Source organism: Methylophilus sp. YYY-1, from assembly GCF_029132825.1.
GTDB classification, from domain to species: domain Bacteria; phylum Pseudomonadota; class Gammaproteobacteria; order Burkholderiales; family Methylophilaceae; genus Methylophilus; species Methylophilus glucosoxydans.
Genome location: NZ_WOVG01000001.1, coordinates 896,554 through 912,843 on the forward strand (window position 1 = coordinate 896,554; position 16,290 = coordinate 912,843).

General features: G+C 53.9%; 13 protein-coding genes. 11 read left to right on the forward strand and 2 right to left on the reverse strand.

The window, feature by feature from the left end; all coding sequences use genetic code 11:
• Positions 1 to 128: 128 nt before the first annotated feature.
• The 7 genes from purL (at position 129) to GOC95_RS04275 (ending at position 9,184) form a co-directional block, all read left to right on the forward strand.
• Positions 129 to 4,040, forward strand: a complete 3,912-nt coding sequence (purL, locus tag GOC95_RS04245; RefSeq protein ID WP_275355974.1) for a phosphoribosylformylglycinamidine synthase — start codon at positions 129 to 131, stop codon at positions 4,038 to 4,040.
• Positions 4,041 to 4,128: 88 nt separating this feature from the next.
• Positions 4,129 to 4,614 (forward strand): ankyrin repeat domain-containing protein, encoded by a 486-nt coding sequence (locus tag GOC95_RS04250; RefSeq protein ID WP_194748297.1) that lies wholly within the window; start codon positions 4,129 to 4,131, stop codon positions 4,612 to 4,614.
• Positions 4,615 to 4,796: 182 nt separating this feature from the next.
• Positions 4,797 to 5,147, forward strand: a complete 351-nt coding sequence (locus tag GOC95_RS04255) for a hypothetical protein (protein ID WP_275355976.1) — start codon at positions 4,797 to 4,799, stop codon at positions 5,145 to 5,147.
• Positions 5,147 to 6,439, forward strand: a complete 1,293-nt coding sequence (locus tag GOC95_RS04260) for an NAD(P)/FAD-dependent oxidoreductase (RefSeq protein WP_275355977.1) — start codon at positions 5,147 to 5,149, stop codon at positions 6,437 to 6,439. The genes GOC95_RS04255 and GOC95_RS04260 overlap by 1 nt, the downstream gene beginning before the upstream one ends.
• The gene (locus tag GOC95_RS04265) at positions 6,436 to 7,650 is read left to right on the forward strand and encodes a PQQ-dependent sugar dehydrogenase (protein ID WP_275355979.1); all 1,215 of its coding nucleotides are present in this window, start codon (positions 6,436 to 6,438) and stop codon (positions 7,648 to 7,650) included. The genes GOC95_RS04260 and GOC95_RS04265 overlap by 4 nt, the downstream gene beginning before the upstream one ends.
• A 55-nt stretch (positions 7,651 to 7,705) precedes the next feature.
• On the forward strand, positions 7,706 to 8,290 hold the full coding sequence (locus tag GOC95_RS04270; RefSeq protein WP_275355981.1) for a hypothetical protein: 585 nt from the start codon (positions 7,706 to 7,708) through the stop codon (positions 8,288 to 8,290).
• A gap of 9 nt (positions 8,291 to 8,299) precedes the next feature.
• Entirely contained in the window at positions 8,300 to 9,184 is an 885-nt protein-coding gene (locus GOC95_RS04275) for an SMP-30/gluconolactonase/LRE family protein (RefSeq protein WP_275355982.1), read from the forward strand.
• 156 nt (positions 9,185 to 9,340) lie between these two features.
• Here GOC95_RS04275 and GOC95_RS04280 read toward each other — a convergent pair whose 3' ends face one another.
• Positions 9,341 to 9,535, reverse strand: coding sequence for a hypothetical protein (locus GOC95_RS04280; protein ID WP_275355984.1), 195 nt, complete (start codon positions 9,533 to 9,535; stop codon positions 9,341 to 9,343).
• A gap of 199 nt (positions 9,536 to 9,734) precedes the next feature.
• Between GOC95_RS04280 and GOC95_RS04285 the strand changes: the two genes are divergently transcribed.
• The 4 genes from GOC95_RS04285 (at position 9,735) to GOC95_RS04300 (ending at position 13,614) form a co-directional block, all read left to right on the forward strand.
• Entirely contained in the window at positions 9,735 to 10,415 is a 681-nt protein-coding gene (locus GOC95_RS04285) for a response regulator transcription factor (RefSeq protein WP_194748303.1), read from the forward strand.
• 14 nt (positions 10,416 to 10,429) lie between these two features.
• Entirely contained in the window at positions 10,430 to 11,896 is a 1,467-nt protein-coding gene (locus tag GOC95_RS04290) for a sensor histidine kinase (protein ID WP_275355986.1), read from the forward strand.
• Positions 11,823 to 12,638, forward strand: a complete 816-nt coding sequence (locus GOC95_RS04295; RefSeq protein WP_275355988.1) for a ferritin-like domain-containing protein — start codon at positions 11,823 to 11,825, stop codon at positions 12,636 to 12,638. The genes GOC95_RS04290 and GOC95_RS04295 overlap by 74 nt, the downstream gene beginning before the upstream one ends.
• Positions 12,639 to 12,900: 262 nt before the next feature.
• Positions 12,901 to 13,614: an EAL domain-containing protein gene (locus GOC95_RS04300; protein ID WP_275355990.1), complete on the forward strand. Its 714-nt coding sequence runs from the start codon at positions 12,901 to 12,903 to the stop codon at positions 13,612 to 13,614.
• Between the two features lie 89 nt (positions 13,615 to 13,703).
• Here the strand turns inward: GOC95_RS04300 and GOC95_RS04305 are convergent, their stop codons facing one another.
• Positions 13,704 to 16,256, reverse strand: coding sequence for a DUF2309 domain-containing protein (locus GOC95_RS04305; protein WP_275355992.1), 2,553 nt, complete (start codon positions 16,254 to 16,256; stop codon positions 13,704 to 13,706).
• Positions 16,257 to 16,290 lie beyond the last annotated feature (34 nt).

Below are 16,290 nucleotides of genomic sequence, written 5' to 3' on the forward strand. Positions count from 1 at the left end.
GCAGTCAGTCAAACAGCAACCGGATGGTTGCTGTTTTTATTTGGGCAGGCGCTTTGGCGCATTCGATATCAGACGCGCTTTCTGTTAAAATGGCGGTTTGAATTTTCATTGAAAAATCCAACCGCCTCATGTCTAGTCAAGCGCAATTCCTTAGCCTGCGCGGCAGCGCCGCCCTCTCTCAATTCCGTCTCGATAAACTGTATCGCGCCCTCAAAGCCAGCGCACCGAATATCGCCCATATTTACACCGAATTCGTGCACTTTGCCTTTAGCGAGTCCGCCTTGAGCGTGAGCGAGCAAGACACCCTGCGCCAGATTCTGACTTACGGTCCGCACACGGATATCGAGTCCCCGACAGGCGAGTTGCTGCTGGTGATTCCGAGGATAGGCACGATTTCGCCCTGGGCCTCACGCGCGACGGATATTGCACATAACTGTGGCCTGGGTCATCTGCTGCGTCTTGAGCGCGGCATTGCCTATTACGTGACCACTGCGAACGGCCAAGCATTGACCGAAGCTGAGAAGCAAGCCTTGCGCACTGCCATCCAGGACCGCATGACAGAAACGGTGGTCTACCAGCTGGCGGATGCAGAAAAACTCTACCACCATGCCGACCCTAAACCTTTATCCAGTGTGGATATTTTAGCTGGCGGCAAAGCGGCGCTTGAGGCGGCCAACAGCGAGATGGGCTTAGCCCTGTCGCCAGATGAGGTGGACTACCTGCTGGAAAACTACCGCAAAATGGGCCGCAACCCGACCGATGTCGAACTCATGATGTTTGCCCAAGCCAACTCCGAGCATTGTCGCCACAAGATTTTCAATGCCGACTGGGTGATTGATGGCGTACAGCAAGAGCTGTCGCTGTTCAACATGATCCGCAACACGCACAAACTCAATCCTGGCAACACCGTGGTTGCCTACTCTGACAACAGCTCGATTGTAAAAGGCCAGAAAACCAAGCGTTTTTATCCGGCAGCCGATCACAGCTACCAGTTTGTCGAAGACGACATGCATTACCTGATGAAGGTGGAAACGCATAACCACCCCACTGCCATTTCACCCTTTGCCGGGGCTGCGACTGGTGCAGGCGGTGAAATCCGTGATGAAGGCGCGACCGGCATAGGCTCTAAGCCGAAAGCAGGCTTGACCGGTTTCTCGGTCTCTAACCTGAACCTGCCTGACTTTAAACAGCCTTGGGAAACCAATTACGGCAAACCTGGCCGTATCGCCAGCCCGTTGCAAATCATGATAGACGGTCCTTTAGGCGGAGCCGCTTATAACAACGAATTTGGCCGCCCCAATATTGCCGGTTACTTCCGTACCTTTGAACTCGAAACGCCTACTGCCGATGGCAAGCGCGAAATGCGTGGCTATCACAAACCGATCATGCTGGCGGGTGGGGTCGGCAATATCTCTGACAGCCACAGCCATAAAAACAGCATCCCCCCTGGCTCAGCCCTGATTCAGCTGGGCGGCCCGGCCATGTTGATTGGCCTGGGCGGCGGCGCGGCCTCCAGTATGGATACTGGCGCCAACACGGAAAACCTGGACTTTGACTCTGTGCAACGCGGCAACCCGGAGTTGCAACGCCGTGCGCAAGAGGTGATTGATCGTTGCTGGCAAATGGGCGATAACAACCCGATTTTGAGCATACACGACGTGGGTGCCGGTGGTATTTCCAACGCCTTCCCTGAGCTGGTCAATGATGCCAAAGTCGGCGCCGTGTTCCAGTTGCGTGATGTGCATAATGAAGAGCCTGGCATGAGTCCGCGCGAACTGTGGAGCAACGAAGCACAAGAGCGCTATGTACTCGCCGTCACGCAAGACCAGTTGCCCTTATTTGAAGCAATTTGTGAGCGCGAACGTTGTCCGTTTGCCGTCGTCGGCGTCATCACGGAAGAACGTCATCTGACGGTGGAAGACCGTCATTTTGACAACAAGCCGGTGGATATGGATCTGTCTGTTCTGCTGGGCAAACCCCCAAAAATGCTGCGTGATGTCAAATCCGTGAACAAGACGCTGCCAGCGTTTGATACCGGCAACGTGGTATTGCATGATGCCGTATCGCGTGTACTGCGCTTACCGGGTGTGGCAGATAAAACCTTCCTGATTACCATTGGTGACCGTAGCGTGACCGGCCTCATCGCCCGCGATCAAATGGTCGGCCCGTGGCAAGTGCCTGTCAGCAACGTGGCGGTGACCTGTGCCGGGTTTGAAACCAATATCGGCGAAGCATTTGCTATCGGTGAAAAAGCACCGTTGGCGCTGATCGACGCACCGGCTTCCGGCCGCATGGCCATTGGTGAAGCCATCACCAACATTGCCGCCGCCGCAATCAGTGACATTGGCAACCTCAAACTGTCCGCTAACTGGATGGCGCCTGCCGGTCATGCCGGTGAAGATGCTGCGCTATATGCCACCGTGAAAACCGTGGGCATGGAATTATGTCCGGCGCTCGGCATCAGCATCCCGGTCGGCAAAGACTCCATGAGTATGAAAACGGTCTGGCAAGATCAAGGTGAAAACAAAGCGGTCACAGCCCCCATCTCACTGGTAATTTCTGCCTTTGCCAATACGCCAGATGTGCGTAAAACCCTGACGCCGCAACTGCGCACTGATCTCGGCGACAGTCAGCTGATCCTGATCGACCTGGGCAATGGCAAAAACCGCATGGGCGGCTCGGCTTTGGCTCAAGTCTATCAACAGTTAGGCAACAGCGTGCCCGATGTCGACCAACCGGCACAACTGAAAGCATTTTTTGCCGCGATCCAGCAACTGAATCACGAAGGCAAACTACTGGCTTATCATGACCGCTCAGATGGTGGCCTGTTTGTCACACTGGCAGAAATGGCGTTTTCCGGTCATTGTGGCCTCAATCTTGACCTCAGCGCCCTGGCTGGCGACAACATTGCCCTGCTGTTTAACGAAGAATTGGGGGCGGTACTGCAAGTGCGCGCCAGCGATACGGCAACCATCGTCCAGCAATTGCAACAGCAGTTGGGTGACTGTGTGCACGCCATCGGCCACGTCACTGCCGGCCAGGACATTGTCATCGCGCTTAAACAGGCACGCTACCAGGCATCACGCATCGACCTGCACCGCATGTGGTCTGAGACCACTTACCGCATGCAGAGCCTGCGTGATAACCCGGCCTGTGCCCAGCAAGAATATGACCGCATCCTGAATGCCGACGATGCCGGTTTGCATGTGCAGCTGACTTTTGACCTCAATGACAATATTGCGGCACCGTATATCAACACCGGCAAACGCCCCAACATGGCGATTTTGCGTGAGCAAGGTGTCAACGGCCAGACCGAAATGGCAGCCGCGTTCGACCGCGCAGGTTTTAACAGCGTCGATGTGCATATGAGCGACATCATCAGCGGCCGTGTGGCACTCAAGGATTTCGCAGGCTTGGTGGCTTGCGGTGGCTTCTCTTATGGGGACGTACTTGGTGCAGGCGAAGGCTGGGCCAAGTCCATCCTGTTCAACGCGCGTGCACGCGATGAATTTAGCGCCTTCTTTAACCGTGCAGACACCTTTGCATTGGGCGTCTGTAATGGTTGCCAGATGATGAGCAACCTGCACAGCATTATTCCAGGGGCTGCGCACTGGCCGCACTTTGTGCGCAACAAGTCCGAACAGTTTGAAGCACGCGTTGCCCTGGTCGAGATTCTGGCCTCGCCGTCTATCTTCTTTGACGGCATGGCAGGCAGCCGCATGCCGATTGCTGTGGCACATGGCGAAGGGTTTACGGAATTTACTGATGCGGGCGCGGTCACAAGTGTGCTACAACAGCAACTGGCAACCGTGCGTTATGTGGACCATGCTGCGCAAGCGACCGAAGTTTACCCGTTTAACCCGAATGGTTCGCCTCAGGGCTTGACCGGGTTTACTACGCAAGATGGTCGTTTCAGCATCATGATGCCACATCCTGAACGTGTGTTTAGAGCGGTACAGCATTCCTGGCGGCCAGATGGCTGGCAGGAAGATGGTCCCTGGATGCGCATGTTCAGAAACGCACGCAAGTTTGTAGGTTAAGCGGAGTCGACCGGCCCTTACCGGCGACTTCACGAGGCCAAAAAAGTGGTTATTTTTAAAAAATGAAAATCAGGTGTTTGGAGAGATTATGAAATCAATTAAGTTTTTACTGGCCTTGTGTTCACTGTCATTTGCCTTGCAAGCGTTTGCATTGACCGATGATGAATATATGGAGTTTACCGAGGCGCTGACGGGTGGCAATATCAAAGTCGTGAAAAAGTTTGTCGAAGCTGACCCTTCATTGGTTAACCAGAAGTTCTTTGCCTGGGAACCCCTGCAAATGTCCGCATCCAAAGGCAAGCTGGATGTGGTGAAATACCTGGTTTCCAAAGGGGCGGATCTGAACTATGTGCATCCGGCCAGCCGCAATACCGCGTTTCATATGGCCGCATTTATTGGCGATACTGAAACCATGAAATATCTGGCCTCTGCAGGCGCAGATGTAAACAAGAAACTCAAAGGCGATGTTTCGCTGATTCGTTACTTCAGAGAAGAAAATAACCAGAAAATGGTAGATTTACTGACCCAGTTAGGCACCAAAGATGATGGCTGCCAGGAAGAAAAATGCTTCTAATCCTCGAACTGGCGAGGGGGTGTTGATAAAAACGGTCATGAGTTTCATGGCCGTTTTTTTGTTTGCGGGTCAGGTGCCAGTATGGGTGATCGTTGCATCCACTGTGTAACCGCAGTCACTCACATCACCATGCCCATTCAGAATAATGTGAGCTCAAATTCATCATGTGTGACGGGGGTAGCATGAAGTCATTATTCAGCAGTGTGTTTTTCATTTATCTTGCCTGCGCCGGCCTCTGCGCGCATGCGCAAGACCCGCAGGCGATCCGAACGCTGGCAGCATCTTGTGCCGCCTGCCATGGCCCGGCCGGCAACAGCCTGGGCGGCACAGCGACACTGGCTGCGCTCAATCCAACCTATTTTATCCAGCGCATGCAGGGCTTTAAAGACGGCTCGGTCAGCGCGACGGTGATGCACCATCATGCCAAAGGACTCACAACAGAAGAGATTGCGGACTTGGCGGCCTATTTTGCACAACAACCCAGACAGACGCCTCCCGCCTTGCCCAAGCAATCTTTTTTAGGGAGACAGTGATGACCGCCGCATTTGAACAAGCTCCCCTGACGCCCAATGGCCGCAGACAATTTGTGCGTTCCATCGTCTATGGCGGTCTGGCCTTTTATGGTCTGCCTGCGTTTGCACGCGCGAGCAAACCACCGCTTGGTCATGTTGTCGTGGTTGGTGCAGGCTTTGCAGGGCTCACGGCCGCCAAATATTTACGCGACTGGAGCATGGGCAATCTTAAAGTCACTGTGATCGAAACGAATCCACAGTTCATTTCCTGCCCGCAAAGCAATCTGGTCTTGGGCGGCAGCCGCACACTGGACGACTTGAGTTTTAGCTATGCGTTGTCACGCAAACAGCATGGCATCGACTGGGTACAAGACACGGTCACCAGTGTTGATCTGACCAACAAACAAGTACAGCTGACGCGCGGTCATCTGCATTATGACCGCCTGGTTCTGGCCCCCGGCGTTGATTTCAATTACGCAAGCATCACCGGCATGACCACGCCAGTGACCGACATCCCCCATGCCTGGAAAGCCGGCCTACAAACCTTGCAATTACGGCAGCAACTGGAACAGATGCCGGATGGCGGCGTATTTGTGATGTCCATCCCGCCCGGCCCTTATCGCTGCCCGCCCGGCCCCTATGAGCGCGCTTGCCAGGTCGCGCATTACTTCAAGCAGCACAAACCGCGTAGCAAAGTCGTTATTCTGGATGCCAATGCCGATATAGTGTCGAAAAAAGGCTTGTTTTTGCAGAGTTTTCAGGGCGCATACAAAGACCTGATTGAATACCACAACAACAGTACCATTCTGCAGCTGGATCCGGTGAGCAAAACAGTCAAAACTGACTTTGAATCGGTCAAGGCCGATGTCCTGAATGTCATCCCGCCGCAGCTGGCAGGCAAGGTTGCGCAAGTGGCTGGGCTGGTCAATGTGGATCAGCGCTGGTGTGAGGTGGACTTTGTCGCCTATGCCTCTACGCTGCAACCGGACGTGCATATTATCGGTGACAGTATTTCTGCTGGCTTGCCCAAATCCGCCCATATGGCGACCTCACAGGCCAAGGTGTGTGCGGCAGCCATCATTGCCATGCAAAGCGGTCACGTGCCCAATCCACTGCCGGTGTTTGCCAATACCTGCTACAGCTTTGTCGATGACCAGCAGGCCATGCATGTCGCCAATGTTTATCGTTATGATTCTGTTAAGAAAAGCATGGTGTCTGCAGAGGGCGGCGGCGTTTCAGCCAAGGCCAGCGTGCAGGAAGGGGAATATGCCCAGGCCTGGGCGCAGAATATCTGGGCAGATACGCTGACATGATGACTGCCGCGCTCAGTGCTGTCAGAGAACAGCGGTCACTGTTGGCTGGCCTGATGCTGATCAGCCTGGGCATGGCAACCAGTTTGCATACTGCCACCGCGCAACCTCTGGCGACAGACGCCCTGCGCAATCTCAAGGCGCCTGCCGGGCTGCAAATCGAGCGCTTTAGTGATGTGAGCGCCTGGGGCATGCCTCGCATGCTGGCGCTGGATCCGCAAGGTCAGTTACTGGTGAGTCTGGCGGATACTGGCCGTATTCTGAGGCTAGACCAAACGGGCCATGCCGAGGTGGTTGCACAAGGACTCAATGGCCCGCAAGGCCTCACCCTGCTAGGAAAAGACCTGCTGGTTGCGGAGCAAACCAGCGTGGTGAAATTGCCCTGGCAAGACAGCCATTGGGGGCCGCCACAGCCTTTTATCCGCAACTTGCCCAGTGGCGGCCACCCCCTCAAAACCGTCAAGGTATCGCCAGATGGCTATGTCTTTGTCAACGTGGGCTCCAGCTGTAATGTCTGTGTGGAAGACAACCCGCTACGCGCCACATTACTGCGCTTTGCCGCAGATGGCCGACCTGCCGGTGCGCTGGTCACGCTGGGCTGGCATGCCCAAAGCGCGGTCTGGGCGACCGGACTGCGTAACACACAGGGATTCACCTGGCATCCAAAAACAGGTGCGCTGTTTGCCACCAACAATGGTGCCGACAATCGCAGCAGCCAGGCTCATGGCGCCGTTGATGATGACCTGCCACCTGAGCACTTGAACCAGATTGAAGGCGGAAAATCCTATGGCTGGCCCTATTGCTGGGGCGATCCGGCACAACCAGGCAAGCTGTTTGCAGACCCAAATATGCCAGGAGCAGCAGGAACCTGCCAACAATCGCAGGCGCCCGCCCTGCTACTCCCCGCCCACAGCACACCGATAGGCATCACTTTTTTACAGCACAGCCGGCTTCCCGCAGAAATGCGTGAGGATGCCATTGTTGCGCTGCACGGTTCATGGAACCGCAAACAGCCCAGCGGCTACGCCTTGCTGCGTGTACAATTCAGGAACCAACAACCTGTCGCAACCGTCACATTCATTGAGGGTTGGCTGCAAGACAATCAGGCCTGGGGCCGACCGGTAGACGTGATCGTCGGCACGGATGGCTGGCTCTATGTGAGTGATGACCTGACCGGCTGGATTTACCGTATCCGTGAGAAAACGCTGCAATAAAAAATTTATGCCACAGACCCGTTCTGGTCTGGGTGAATTGTTTGAGGAGATTGAAATGAAACGTCTTTTAACGTATTTAAGCGGCGCCCTGTGCCTGGCTTTGACGCCTGTCACCCAGGCCGGTGCCCAGCCTTCATTGGTCATTCAGGTGCCAGAGTCTTTTTACCAGCATCCAGTTCGCTTGTTGAATCCCTATTTAAATTACTGGCATAACCGGGCTGAAATCGCAGAATCCGTTGGCTTGAACACATTCCAGGCACAGCACTACACCACCTCGAGCTGCAAGGCCGAGGCACAGGGCCAGGCCTTGGTTGTCATTGAACCGAATATGTTTTACAACCCGCAAACTGGGGTGTTTTATAGCGAGATTACGGCCAGAGTTTACAACAATGCCGGCGCTGACAGTGCCCTTGGCAAACCGTTGATGACAATCAAGGGCCTAGGCCAATCCCGTGGCTGGCTCACCTACAATGTGGAAAACTTTACCCGACAGTCTTACCAGCAGGCATTTGATCAGGTAATTCAGCAAATTCAGCAAAACCCGCTGTATCAGCAATCCGTGGTGGACGCGCCAATTCAAACCTACCAAGCCTTGTGCAACAGCATTGATACGCTGTCACAACCTAAAGCTTTTTTCTAGGAACCTATCATGCAATTCACCCATGTAACGTCCTCTGTCTGGCTCGGCAGTCTACTGGCGAGTGGTCTCTTGTTGGTCAGCTGCCATGGTCAAGCACATGGCTTGGAGCCGGTTAAAGGTCTGCTGACGCCCGAGTCCGTCGTACAAGCGGCCGATGGCAAAATTTATGTGTCAGAAATCAATGGCTTTGGCCAGGATGGCGACGGGCAAATCCGTGTACTGGACCATGGCCAGTCCTCCGTCCTGGTGCAAGGGCTGGATGACCCCAAAGGCCTGGTGATTATTGCCAATGACTTGTATATTGCGGACAAAACGCGGGTACTGCGCGTCGCGCTCAATCAGCCGGGCGCGGTTGCAGAAGTGTTTTTATCTGCCAACGAGTTCACCAAACCGCCACAATTCCTCAACGATCTGGCGGCAGATGCCAATGGCAATCTGTATATCAGCGATAGCGGCGACATTTTGGGCACAGGAAAAGGTGGTGCCGTTTACAAAGTGACCCCGCAACGCCAGGTAACCCTGCTGCTGGATGGCAAGATCGATGAGCGCATTTTGGCGCCAAATGGTTTGCTGGCCGATGCCAAGGGCGAACACCTGCTTTTGGTCGACTTTACCTCGGGGGTGCTATACAGCTACGACCTGGCAGGCAAATCACTGCAAGAGATGGCACGCGGATTTAGCGGCGGTGATGGCCTGGTCAGGCAGGCCAATGGCACGATTTATGTCAGCGACTGGAAATCCGGCAAGATTTTCAAGGTGGATGCACAACATAAAGTTACCTTGATCAAGCAAGGTTACCAATCTGCAGCCGACATCGCGCTTAGCCAGGATGACCATCATCTGCTAGTGCCAGATATGAAAGCAGGCGAACTGGATATTCTTCCTTTGCGCTAATCAGCAGGGATGCCGGGCCGTGGCCTGGCATTTTTGTGGCTTGCAACAGGCAAAAAAAACCACGCAGAGCGTGGTTAAAGTGAGAGGATACACACGAAACCGCTGATTGCCTAAACGACGCTGCAGGGAATTCAGCGCGCTTAGGCAACTTCACAGTTACTTGGTTTGCGCAGTTTTTTTGTCAATCTCCTTTTGGGAACTGACCGCTGGCTGCGCACCAGCGTGTTTGGCGATTTTCAGATGCCTTTGCATTTCTACCTGGTCATGTGGTGAGGGATTTGTCCCCGCCCACACGGGCATCGAAAGTAAATATCCTGTCATTCCTATGATCAGCAACATGCGTTTTTTCATGATCACTCCTTATCAGGTTCCAACCCTTTGACCCTTAGTGTTTCTTGGTCAGCGTCTTTACTTCTGCGCTGTCAACGATTCACACGATACGCCTCGGGCCTTACAGCTAACTTACGCGCGCCTTGCACCAAGCTTACAACCCGTCAATCCGGCTTGCATTGAGGTAAACTGAGCGTATTCAAACCAGCAGGTGAAAGCGATGCGTCTATTAATAGTGGAAGATGATTTGGTGATTGCAAACGGTCTGGTACGTGCATTGACGCAAGCGGAATATGCCGTTGACCACGTGACAGACGGCAAGCAAGCTCTACGGGCAATTAATGATGATGTATATGATTTGGTGATTCTGGATTTAGGCTTGCCCACCATGGACGGAATGACGATATTGTCGCACCTGCGCCAGCAAGCCAACCCGATTGCCGTCCTCATTTTAACCGCGCGAGAAGATGTGGCGACACGCGTACAAGCGCTCGATATCGGCGCCGATGATTTTCTCACCAAGCCGTTCCACCTTGAAGAACTCGAAGCGCGGGTGCGTGCCCTGATCCGCCGCAGCAAGCTGGGTAATAACCTGCCACTGCAATGCGGCAACTTGAAACTGGATGTCGCCAACAAACTAGCGACCATCAATGACCAACCAGTCACCCTGTCTGCACGCGAACTGCATTTGCTAGAAACGTTGATGATGCGCATGGGTAAAATTATTGCCAAAGAGCAAATCATGGAATCGTTATGCAACTGGGATGAAACACTGGGCGATAATGCCATTGAAGTGTATATCCATCGTCTGCGCAAAAAAATTGAGCCCAGTGGCGCCAATATCCGCACAGTGCGTGGCTTGGGCTATATGCTGGAAGCCGAACAACATGCGCAGTCCTAAAGGGTGAGCAGACCATGATGCCCCCGCTTTCACTCAAAAGCCAGCTACGCTTGTGGCTGTTACTGCCCATGCTGGTTGTGCTGGGCGTTTCTGCCGCCTTGTCTTACTCGCGCGCCCTGCTCTACGCCACACAGGCCTACGACCAGGCCTTGTTGCGGACCGTGCTCGCGCTGGCAGATGAGGTGATTATTGACAGCCACAATCAAGTCAAAATTGAGATCCCCGAGGTCGCCAGCCATTTGCTCAGCTATAACGAAGGCGATCACATTTACATCAAGATCAGCGACCCCAAGGGTAAACTGGTGTTTGGCGAAGCGCATTTACCCTTACCCAAGCAACTGCCTGCGGGCAACCAGCAGGTTTACTATAACAGCCACTACAAGGGCGAAGCGATCCGCGCCGTAACCTTTGGCCTGCCAGAGAGCGAAGCGGCCAATGCGCGCAACATTCTGATCAGCATGGCCGAGACCACGGGCAAACGGGATGCCATGGTGGCCGAAATGGTCGAAGAAATGCTGTTGCCGCAAGTGCTCATGATGTTGTTGGCTGCCATTGTGATTGAGCTGGGCATTTATTTTGCCCTCAAACCCTTGCAAGACCTCAGGGAATCTTTGCACCAACGCTCTTACCGTGACCTGAGCGCGCTTGATACGCAAGCGACGCCAAACGAACTGCAACCCTTGCTGCAAGCGATGAATGCGCTGCTCGCACGGGTCAAGGCAGGCTTGCAACAGCAGCAGCAATTTATTGCCGATGCCTCACACCAGTTGCGCACACCGATTGCCGGACTGCAAACCCAGGCTGAACTCGCCTTGCGCAGCCAACCGCCTGAGGCCATTCAAGAGCCGCTCAATTACATGCTGCGCAGCACCACCCGCTTGTCACACCTTATACAGCGGCTGTTGACCATGGCCAGAACCGATGCTGCTGTTTCGCAACTGCAATTTCAGCCAGTGTCACTCACTAAAATCATTTCAGATGAATGCGCGCGCTGGATTGGGCCAGCCAGCAACAAACAGTTAGAGCTCGATGTCATGATTGAAACCCAGCAGGATCAGGTGCTGGGCGATGCGCTCATGCTCTCTGAACTCTTAAACAACCTGCTGGAAAACGCCATTCAATACACCCCCAAACAAGGTCTGTTGCAGATCCGTTTATTGCAAGCGGGCAAATTTCTGGTGCTGGAAGTGGCAGACAGTGGCATTGGCATTCCTGCCGATCAAACCACCCTGGTTTTTGAGCGTTTTCACCGTCTGGACCCGAATCAGGGCAATGGCTGCGGCCTGGGGCTCGCTATCGTGGCCGAAATTGCCGAACACCATAACGCCAGCATCACAGTCACTCCGGGGCTGGCACATCCTGTCAGTGGTCACATTGGCAGCCAATTCACGGTAAAATTCGAACGCTATGACGAACGACTGCCTGAGAACCCGCGCCCTGCAAACCCTGACTCTAAGGGACCCGCAACAAAAATGTCTTGAGGTCGCTGCCCTGTGGCAAGCCTGCCTCACTGGCGCGCTGAAAATCCGGCCACAGCAGGCATTATCCGCAGACAGCCAGAGTATTCCCGGTCGGCCCGAGCGCCCGGCGCTGGTGCCGCCGGCCAAAGTGCAGCGCCGAGCCATGAACACGGCCGAAGGCCGCGCCGCCTTGATTCATGCATTGGCGCATATCGAATTTAATGCCATCAACCTGGCCCTGGATGCGGTCTGGCGCTTTGCCGACATGCCTGAAGCGTATTATCGCGACTGGCTGCAAGTGGCCAAAGAAGAGGCTTATCATTTTTCGCTACTGCGCCAACATCTGCAGCAGCTGGGCTTTGATTACGGCGACTTTGATGGTCACAACAGCCTGTGGGAGATGGTCGAAAAAACCCAGGCCGATGTCCTGGCCCGCATGGCGCTCGTCCCACGCACCATGGAAGCCCGTGGCCTGGATGCCACCCCACCCCTCAAACAAAAACTGTTACAAGCTGGCGACCAGGCCGCCGCCGCCATCCTCGATATTATCCTGCGCGATGAAATCGGCCATGTCGCGATAGGCAATCGCTGGTTTGGCTATTTGTGTGATCAACGTCGGCTCGACCTGGTGGATACCTTTGAGCAATTACGCCAACAATACCATGCGCCCAAACTGCGCCCACCCTTCAATCTTGCAGCACGCAAGCTTGCCGGCTTCACCGATATTGAGCTCGCCTATTTGAATGGGGATTGCAGTGCGTAGGAATTGTCGTGAGCGGATCAGCACAGCATACATATACATGCTTTGTTGAATTATATGAGCATCAAATATAATGCTTTTCAACTGATCAAGCTGCACCGGTGCGTATTACTATCCCTAAAGTATTAAATTTATTTTTGAGTTTCATCGCATAGCTGGAATGACCGCATCCCATCAGGTAGCAAGAAGCTGGTGACTGCGTACAGGAGAACCCTAAATGCAATGTGGAAAATGCAATCCTCAACACCTGGGGATAGACTTTTCAATGGCGTTTCAACCCATTATTGCCTTCGAGCACAAACAGATTTGGGGATATGAAACATTAGTACGTGGCCTGGAAAACCAGCCCGCGGCGTTTATTCTGGATCAAATTGACGCCTCCAGTATCCATAGCTTTGATCAAACCATCCGCTCAAAAGCCATCAGGCTCGCCAATCAGTTACATTTTGACCAGATTCTGTCCATCAATTTTTTACCAAACGCAGTCTACAACCCTGAAAACTGTATTCAATCCACGCTCGCCGTGTGTGATGAACTCGGTTTTGATAAAAAGCGCATCATGTTTGAGGTGACCGAGGCAGAAAAAATCACCGACCATGCGCATTTAAAAAACATTTTTACCGAATACAAAAAACATCAATTTCTGACCGCGATTGATGATTTTGGCGCGGGTTATTCTGGCCTGAACTTACTGGCTGAATGGCAGCCAGACATTATCAAACTGGACATGAACCTGATCCGCGACATAGACCAGAATAAAACCAAACAACTGATTGTGAAAAGCATCCTGGATGTGTGTCGCGGACTCAATATCGAGGTGATTTCAGAGGGCGTCGAGACCCGCGCTGAACTGACGGTACTGGTCGATTTTGGCATCGACCTGTTTCAAGGCTATTATTTTGCCAAGCCCTTGTTTGAAGGGCTACCAACCGTGGCTGAAGACTGTTTTAGCCTGGCTCGCTCACCTGACCCAAGATAGCTAAAAAATCACTCACTTGCCAGCATGCATCCATCACCGGTCTTTAGTAAACGACCTCAGGCATGCATACTGACAAGATGATGACAGACTCAAACGGGCTGCGTCATTTCAGCAAAATCCAGTGCCTGCCATTGCCCGGCAACATACCGCCAACGTTGCCCCTCCTCTTCACACCACAGGTGTAACCAGCCATGGTTGACCAGGTGGCTAATGACCGCATGCCTGCCGATAATCTGGTCAATCTGTCTGCGGCTTGCCACAATGACCACCGTCAAGCGGAGCGGTTCATGCATCCACTGCTGGCCATCATGCAATGACTGTTTGGAGAGACCGATTCTGAGGTCACCGCCATTGCCCTCAAACACGCCGATGCGGCCACCGACGACGTTGTGTAACAGCTTGTTTCCGCTCCCAAGCTTGACTGGCTCACAGGTCGAGGCATGGTACTGCCAGTTAATCCAGTGCGTCACCAGCATGGGGGCCGTCATCAGTTGCTCCAATAACGCCCCTTCAATATCCGCCGCCGCATCATACTCATGCAAAAATGCCCGCCCGGCCAAATTCAAATGTCTGGTACGCGCCCGGGGAGCCAGAATAAATGCCGCATTGTTGGCCAAGCCCCATTCCGGCCGGGTCTGCGCAGCGTCATTGGCACGCTGGCGAAAAGCTTTGAACAAACGACCGGCATCGATGGCTTTTGTTGACTGCATTGAGGTAGAGGCTAACTGTCCCCGTACAACTTCACCGGCAGCGGTAAACAGTTCAGCCGCTTGCTGCCAGCGAGTGTGCGTTGCGGCTGGCAGCAGATCAAGATCAAAGCCTTGCAACGCTTGTGTGGTAGTGTTGTGCAAGGCGGCAACAAACCAGGTTTCGGCGGGGATCGCCATGCCCATACTTGCCAGCTGCGCCCTCACCTCGACATCATTGAGCACAGCGGCCAAGGCACGCGTGTTTACCTCGCCAGACTGTCCGCAACATGCGCCGCAATCGAGGCTGGAGGCATGTGCATTGTTTTTGCTCTGGCTGGCATGCCCCACCAGTAATACCAGCGGCGCCAATCCGCTGGTCAGGCCTAAACTGTTGAGTACCCGCGCAGCAAGCTCGGCTTTTTCGACCACGCTCACAGCTTGTAACTGAGGCCGGGTCAATGCGCGGTATTTTTTCGGCAAGCCATGTTGATCAAGCGAACTGCGGGCATGCAATTGCGGCTTGATCATGGCTAACAAGGGTTTCAAAAACAGTGGGCCCGCGCTCTCTACCAGCGAAAAGGCCGCTCCAGGATATTTGCTCAGTCGGCTGACCTGGCCAGACAGCATAAAATTGCTGAGCCGCTTTTGGCCGACTTTTAGCTGTAGCGCTTTGCTACCGGCCTGTGCCACTTCGCTTATCGCCTCTGAACCGACAAGGACTTGATCACGGACAGTTAAGCTAGGGGCCAGCAGACCTGGCAACTGTGGACGCTGATAGTCGGAAGCAAAAGGCTGATAGGCAATCGGCAAGCCAAAAAAGCCCGCCGCGCCCAGCGTTTGTATATTGGGTGACAATGATTCTATTGCCCGCCGGATCGGTTCACTGCGCACATCAATACAAAATGCGGCCTGAATCAGTGGCGTGGGTGTCGGTGTTGCAGCCTCCGGCATCTGGCTCAGTTGTTGCGCCAGCTGGCGCTGATAACCGATTTCCAGTGCCAGTTGCCAGACCTCATCCACTTGCAATGCCTGTTCTGCAGCTTGAATCTTTTCAGCCACATGCTGCCATTTTTGCTGGATGACCCTAATGGCGCTGTTGGTTGCATTGAGGCCTTTGCATTGCATTAAAATCACGCCCCATGCCAACCGAATCGCCAGCAAATCACGCAAGCTGTCATCACTCTGGCCTTGTAATCTGGCTTGCCAATCCAGATAAGCACACCAGGATGCCCAGCCATTCACCGTGAGCAATACCGCCTCAAAATAATCGGCCAGCACGGCCTCATCCAGGCCCAGCGCCTCGACCACCCAGCGTTCAGCCTGTTGGCGATTGCGTGGCAAATAATCCAGAAATTGATGGATGTTGGGCAAGCCCATCAACACACCGATGCCATGGTCATGCACGATCATGTCACGCCAGAACTGGTACAAGCCACCTGCACGCTCAGGCTGCCAGTCTGACTGGTCCCGGTCAAAATACGCGGCACAAGTCTGGCTGACCTGATGCGTAATCGCATCGCGCCAGGTCAAGCGCTGAAACCGCTGGGCATCGTCATCGAGCACATCAATCAATAGCGGTAATTGGGTAATGGCAAGCGGCGCCGATAGCTGGGCCACTGCCTCTGCAATAGTGGTCTGCCTGAGCCCGAGTTGTGTTATGGCCTGGGTTAAGTCCTGTGCAGACATGCGTCCTTGCTGCCAGGCATGTAACAGATGACCTCTGGCCGGAAACACTTGCAGATCGCCTAGCACAGCCATGCGTGCCGCTACAGTCCTCACTGGCAAGTGGACTCTTTTCCAATGCGGGTTGACTGCAATCGACTGATCCAGCGGCCAGGTAGGCGCAATACTGTCGCACGCACGCTGGCAGGCCTGGTCTATCACCTGCTCACGGATAGACTGTGTTTGCCCATGGTGACGCCCTGGGAATACTTGGTCTTCAATAAAAAACATCTTTTGGTTCCTTATCCATTCATTTCAGAAGCGC

Excerpts from the sequence above, each read along its gene's own strand:
- purL (WP_275355974.1), top strand. The coding sequence starts at position 129 with ATGTCTAGTCAAGCGCAATTCCTTAGCCTGCGCGGCAGCGCCGCCCTC.
- GOC95_RS04270 (WP_275355981.1), top strand. The coding sequence starts at position 7,706 with ATGAAACGTCTTTTAACGTATTTAAGCGGCGCCCTGTGCCTGGCTTTG.
- GOC95_RS04275 (WP_275355982.1), top strand. The coding sequence starts at position 8,300 with ATGCAATTCACCCATGTAACGTCCTCTGTCTGGCTCGGCAGTCTACTG.
- GOC95_RS04295 (WP_275355988.1), top strand. The coding sequence starts at position 11,823 with ATGACGAACGACTGCCTGAGAACCCGCGCCCTGCAAACCCTGACTCTA.
- GOC95_RS04280 (WP_275355984.1), bottom strand. The coding sequence starts at position 9,535 with ATGAAAAAACGCATGTTGCTGATCATAGGAATGACAGGATATTTACTT.
- GOC95_RS04285 (WP_194748303.1), top strand. The coding sequence starts at position 9,735 with ATGCGTCTATTAATAGTGGAAGATGATTTGGTGATTGCAAACGGTCTG.
- GOC95_RS04250 (WP_194748297.1), top strand. The coding sequence starts at position 4,129 with ATGAAATCAATTAAGTTTTTACTGGCCTTGTGTTCACTGTCATTTGCC.
- GOC95_RS04265 (WP_275355979.1), top strand. The coding sequence starts at position 6,436 with ATGATGACTGCCGCGCTCAGTGCTGTCAGAGAACAGCGGTCACTGTTG.
- GOC95_RS04290 (WP_275355986.1), top strand. The coding sequence starts at position 10,430 with ATGATGCCCCCGCTTTCACTCAAAAGCCAGCTACGCTTGTGGCTGTTA.
- GOC95_RS04255 (WP_275355976.1), top strand. The coding sequence starts at position 4,797 with ATGAAGTCATTATTCAGCAGTGTGTTTTTCATTTATCTTGCCTGCGCC.
- GOC95_RS04305 (WP_275355992.1), bottom strand. The coding sequence starts at position 16,256 with ATGTTTTTTATTGAAGACCAAGTATTCCCAGGGCGTCACCATGGGCAA.
- GOC95_RS04300 (WP_275355990.1), top strand. The coding sequence starts at position 12,901 with ATGGCGTTTCAACCCATTATTGCCTTCGAGCACAAACAGATTTGGGGA.
- GOC95_RS04260 (WP_275355977.1), top strand. The coding sequence starts at position 5,147 with ATGACCGCCGCATTTGAACAAGCTCCCCTGACGCCCAATGGCCGCAGA.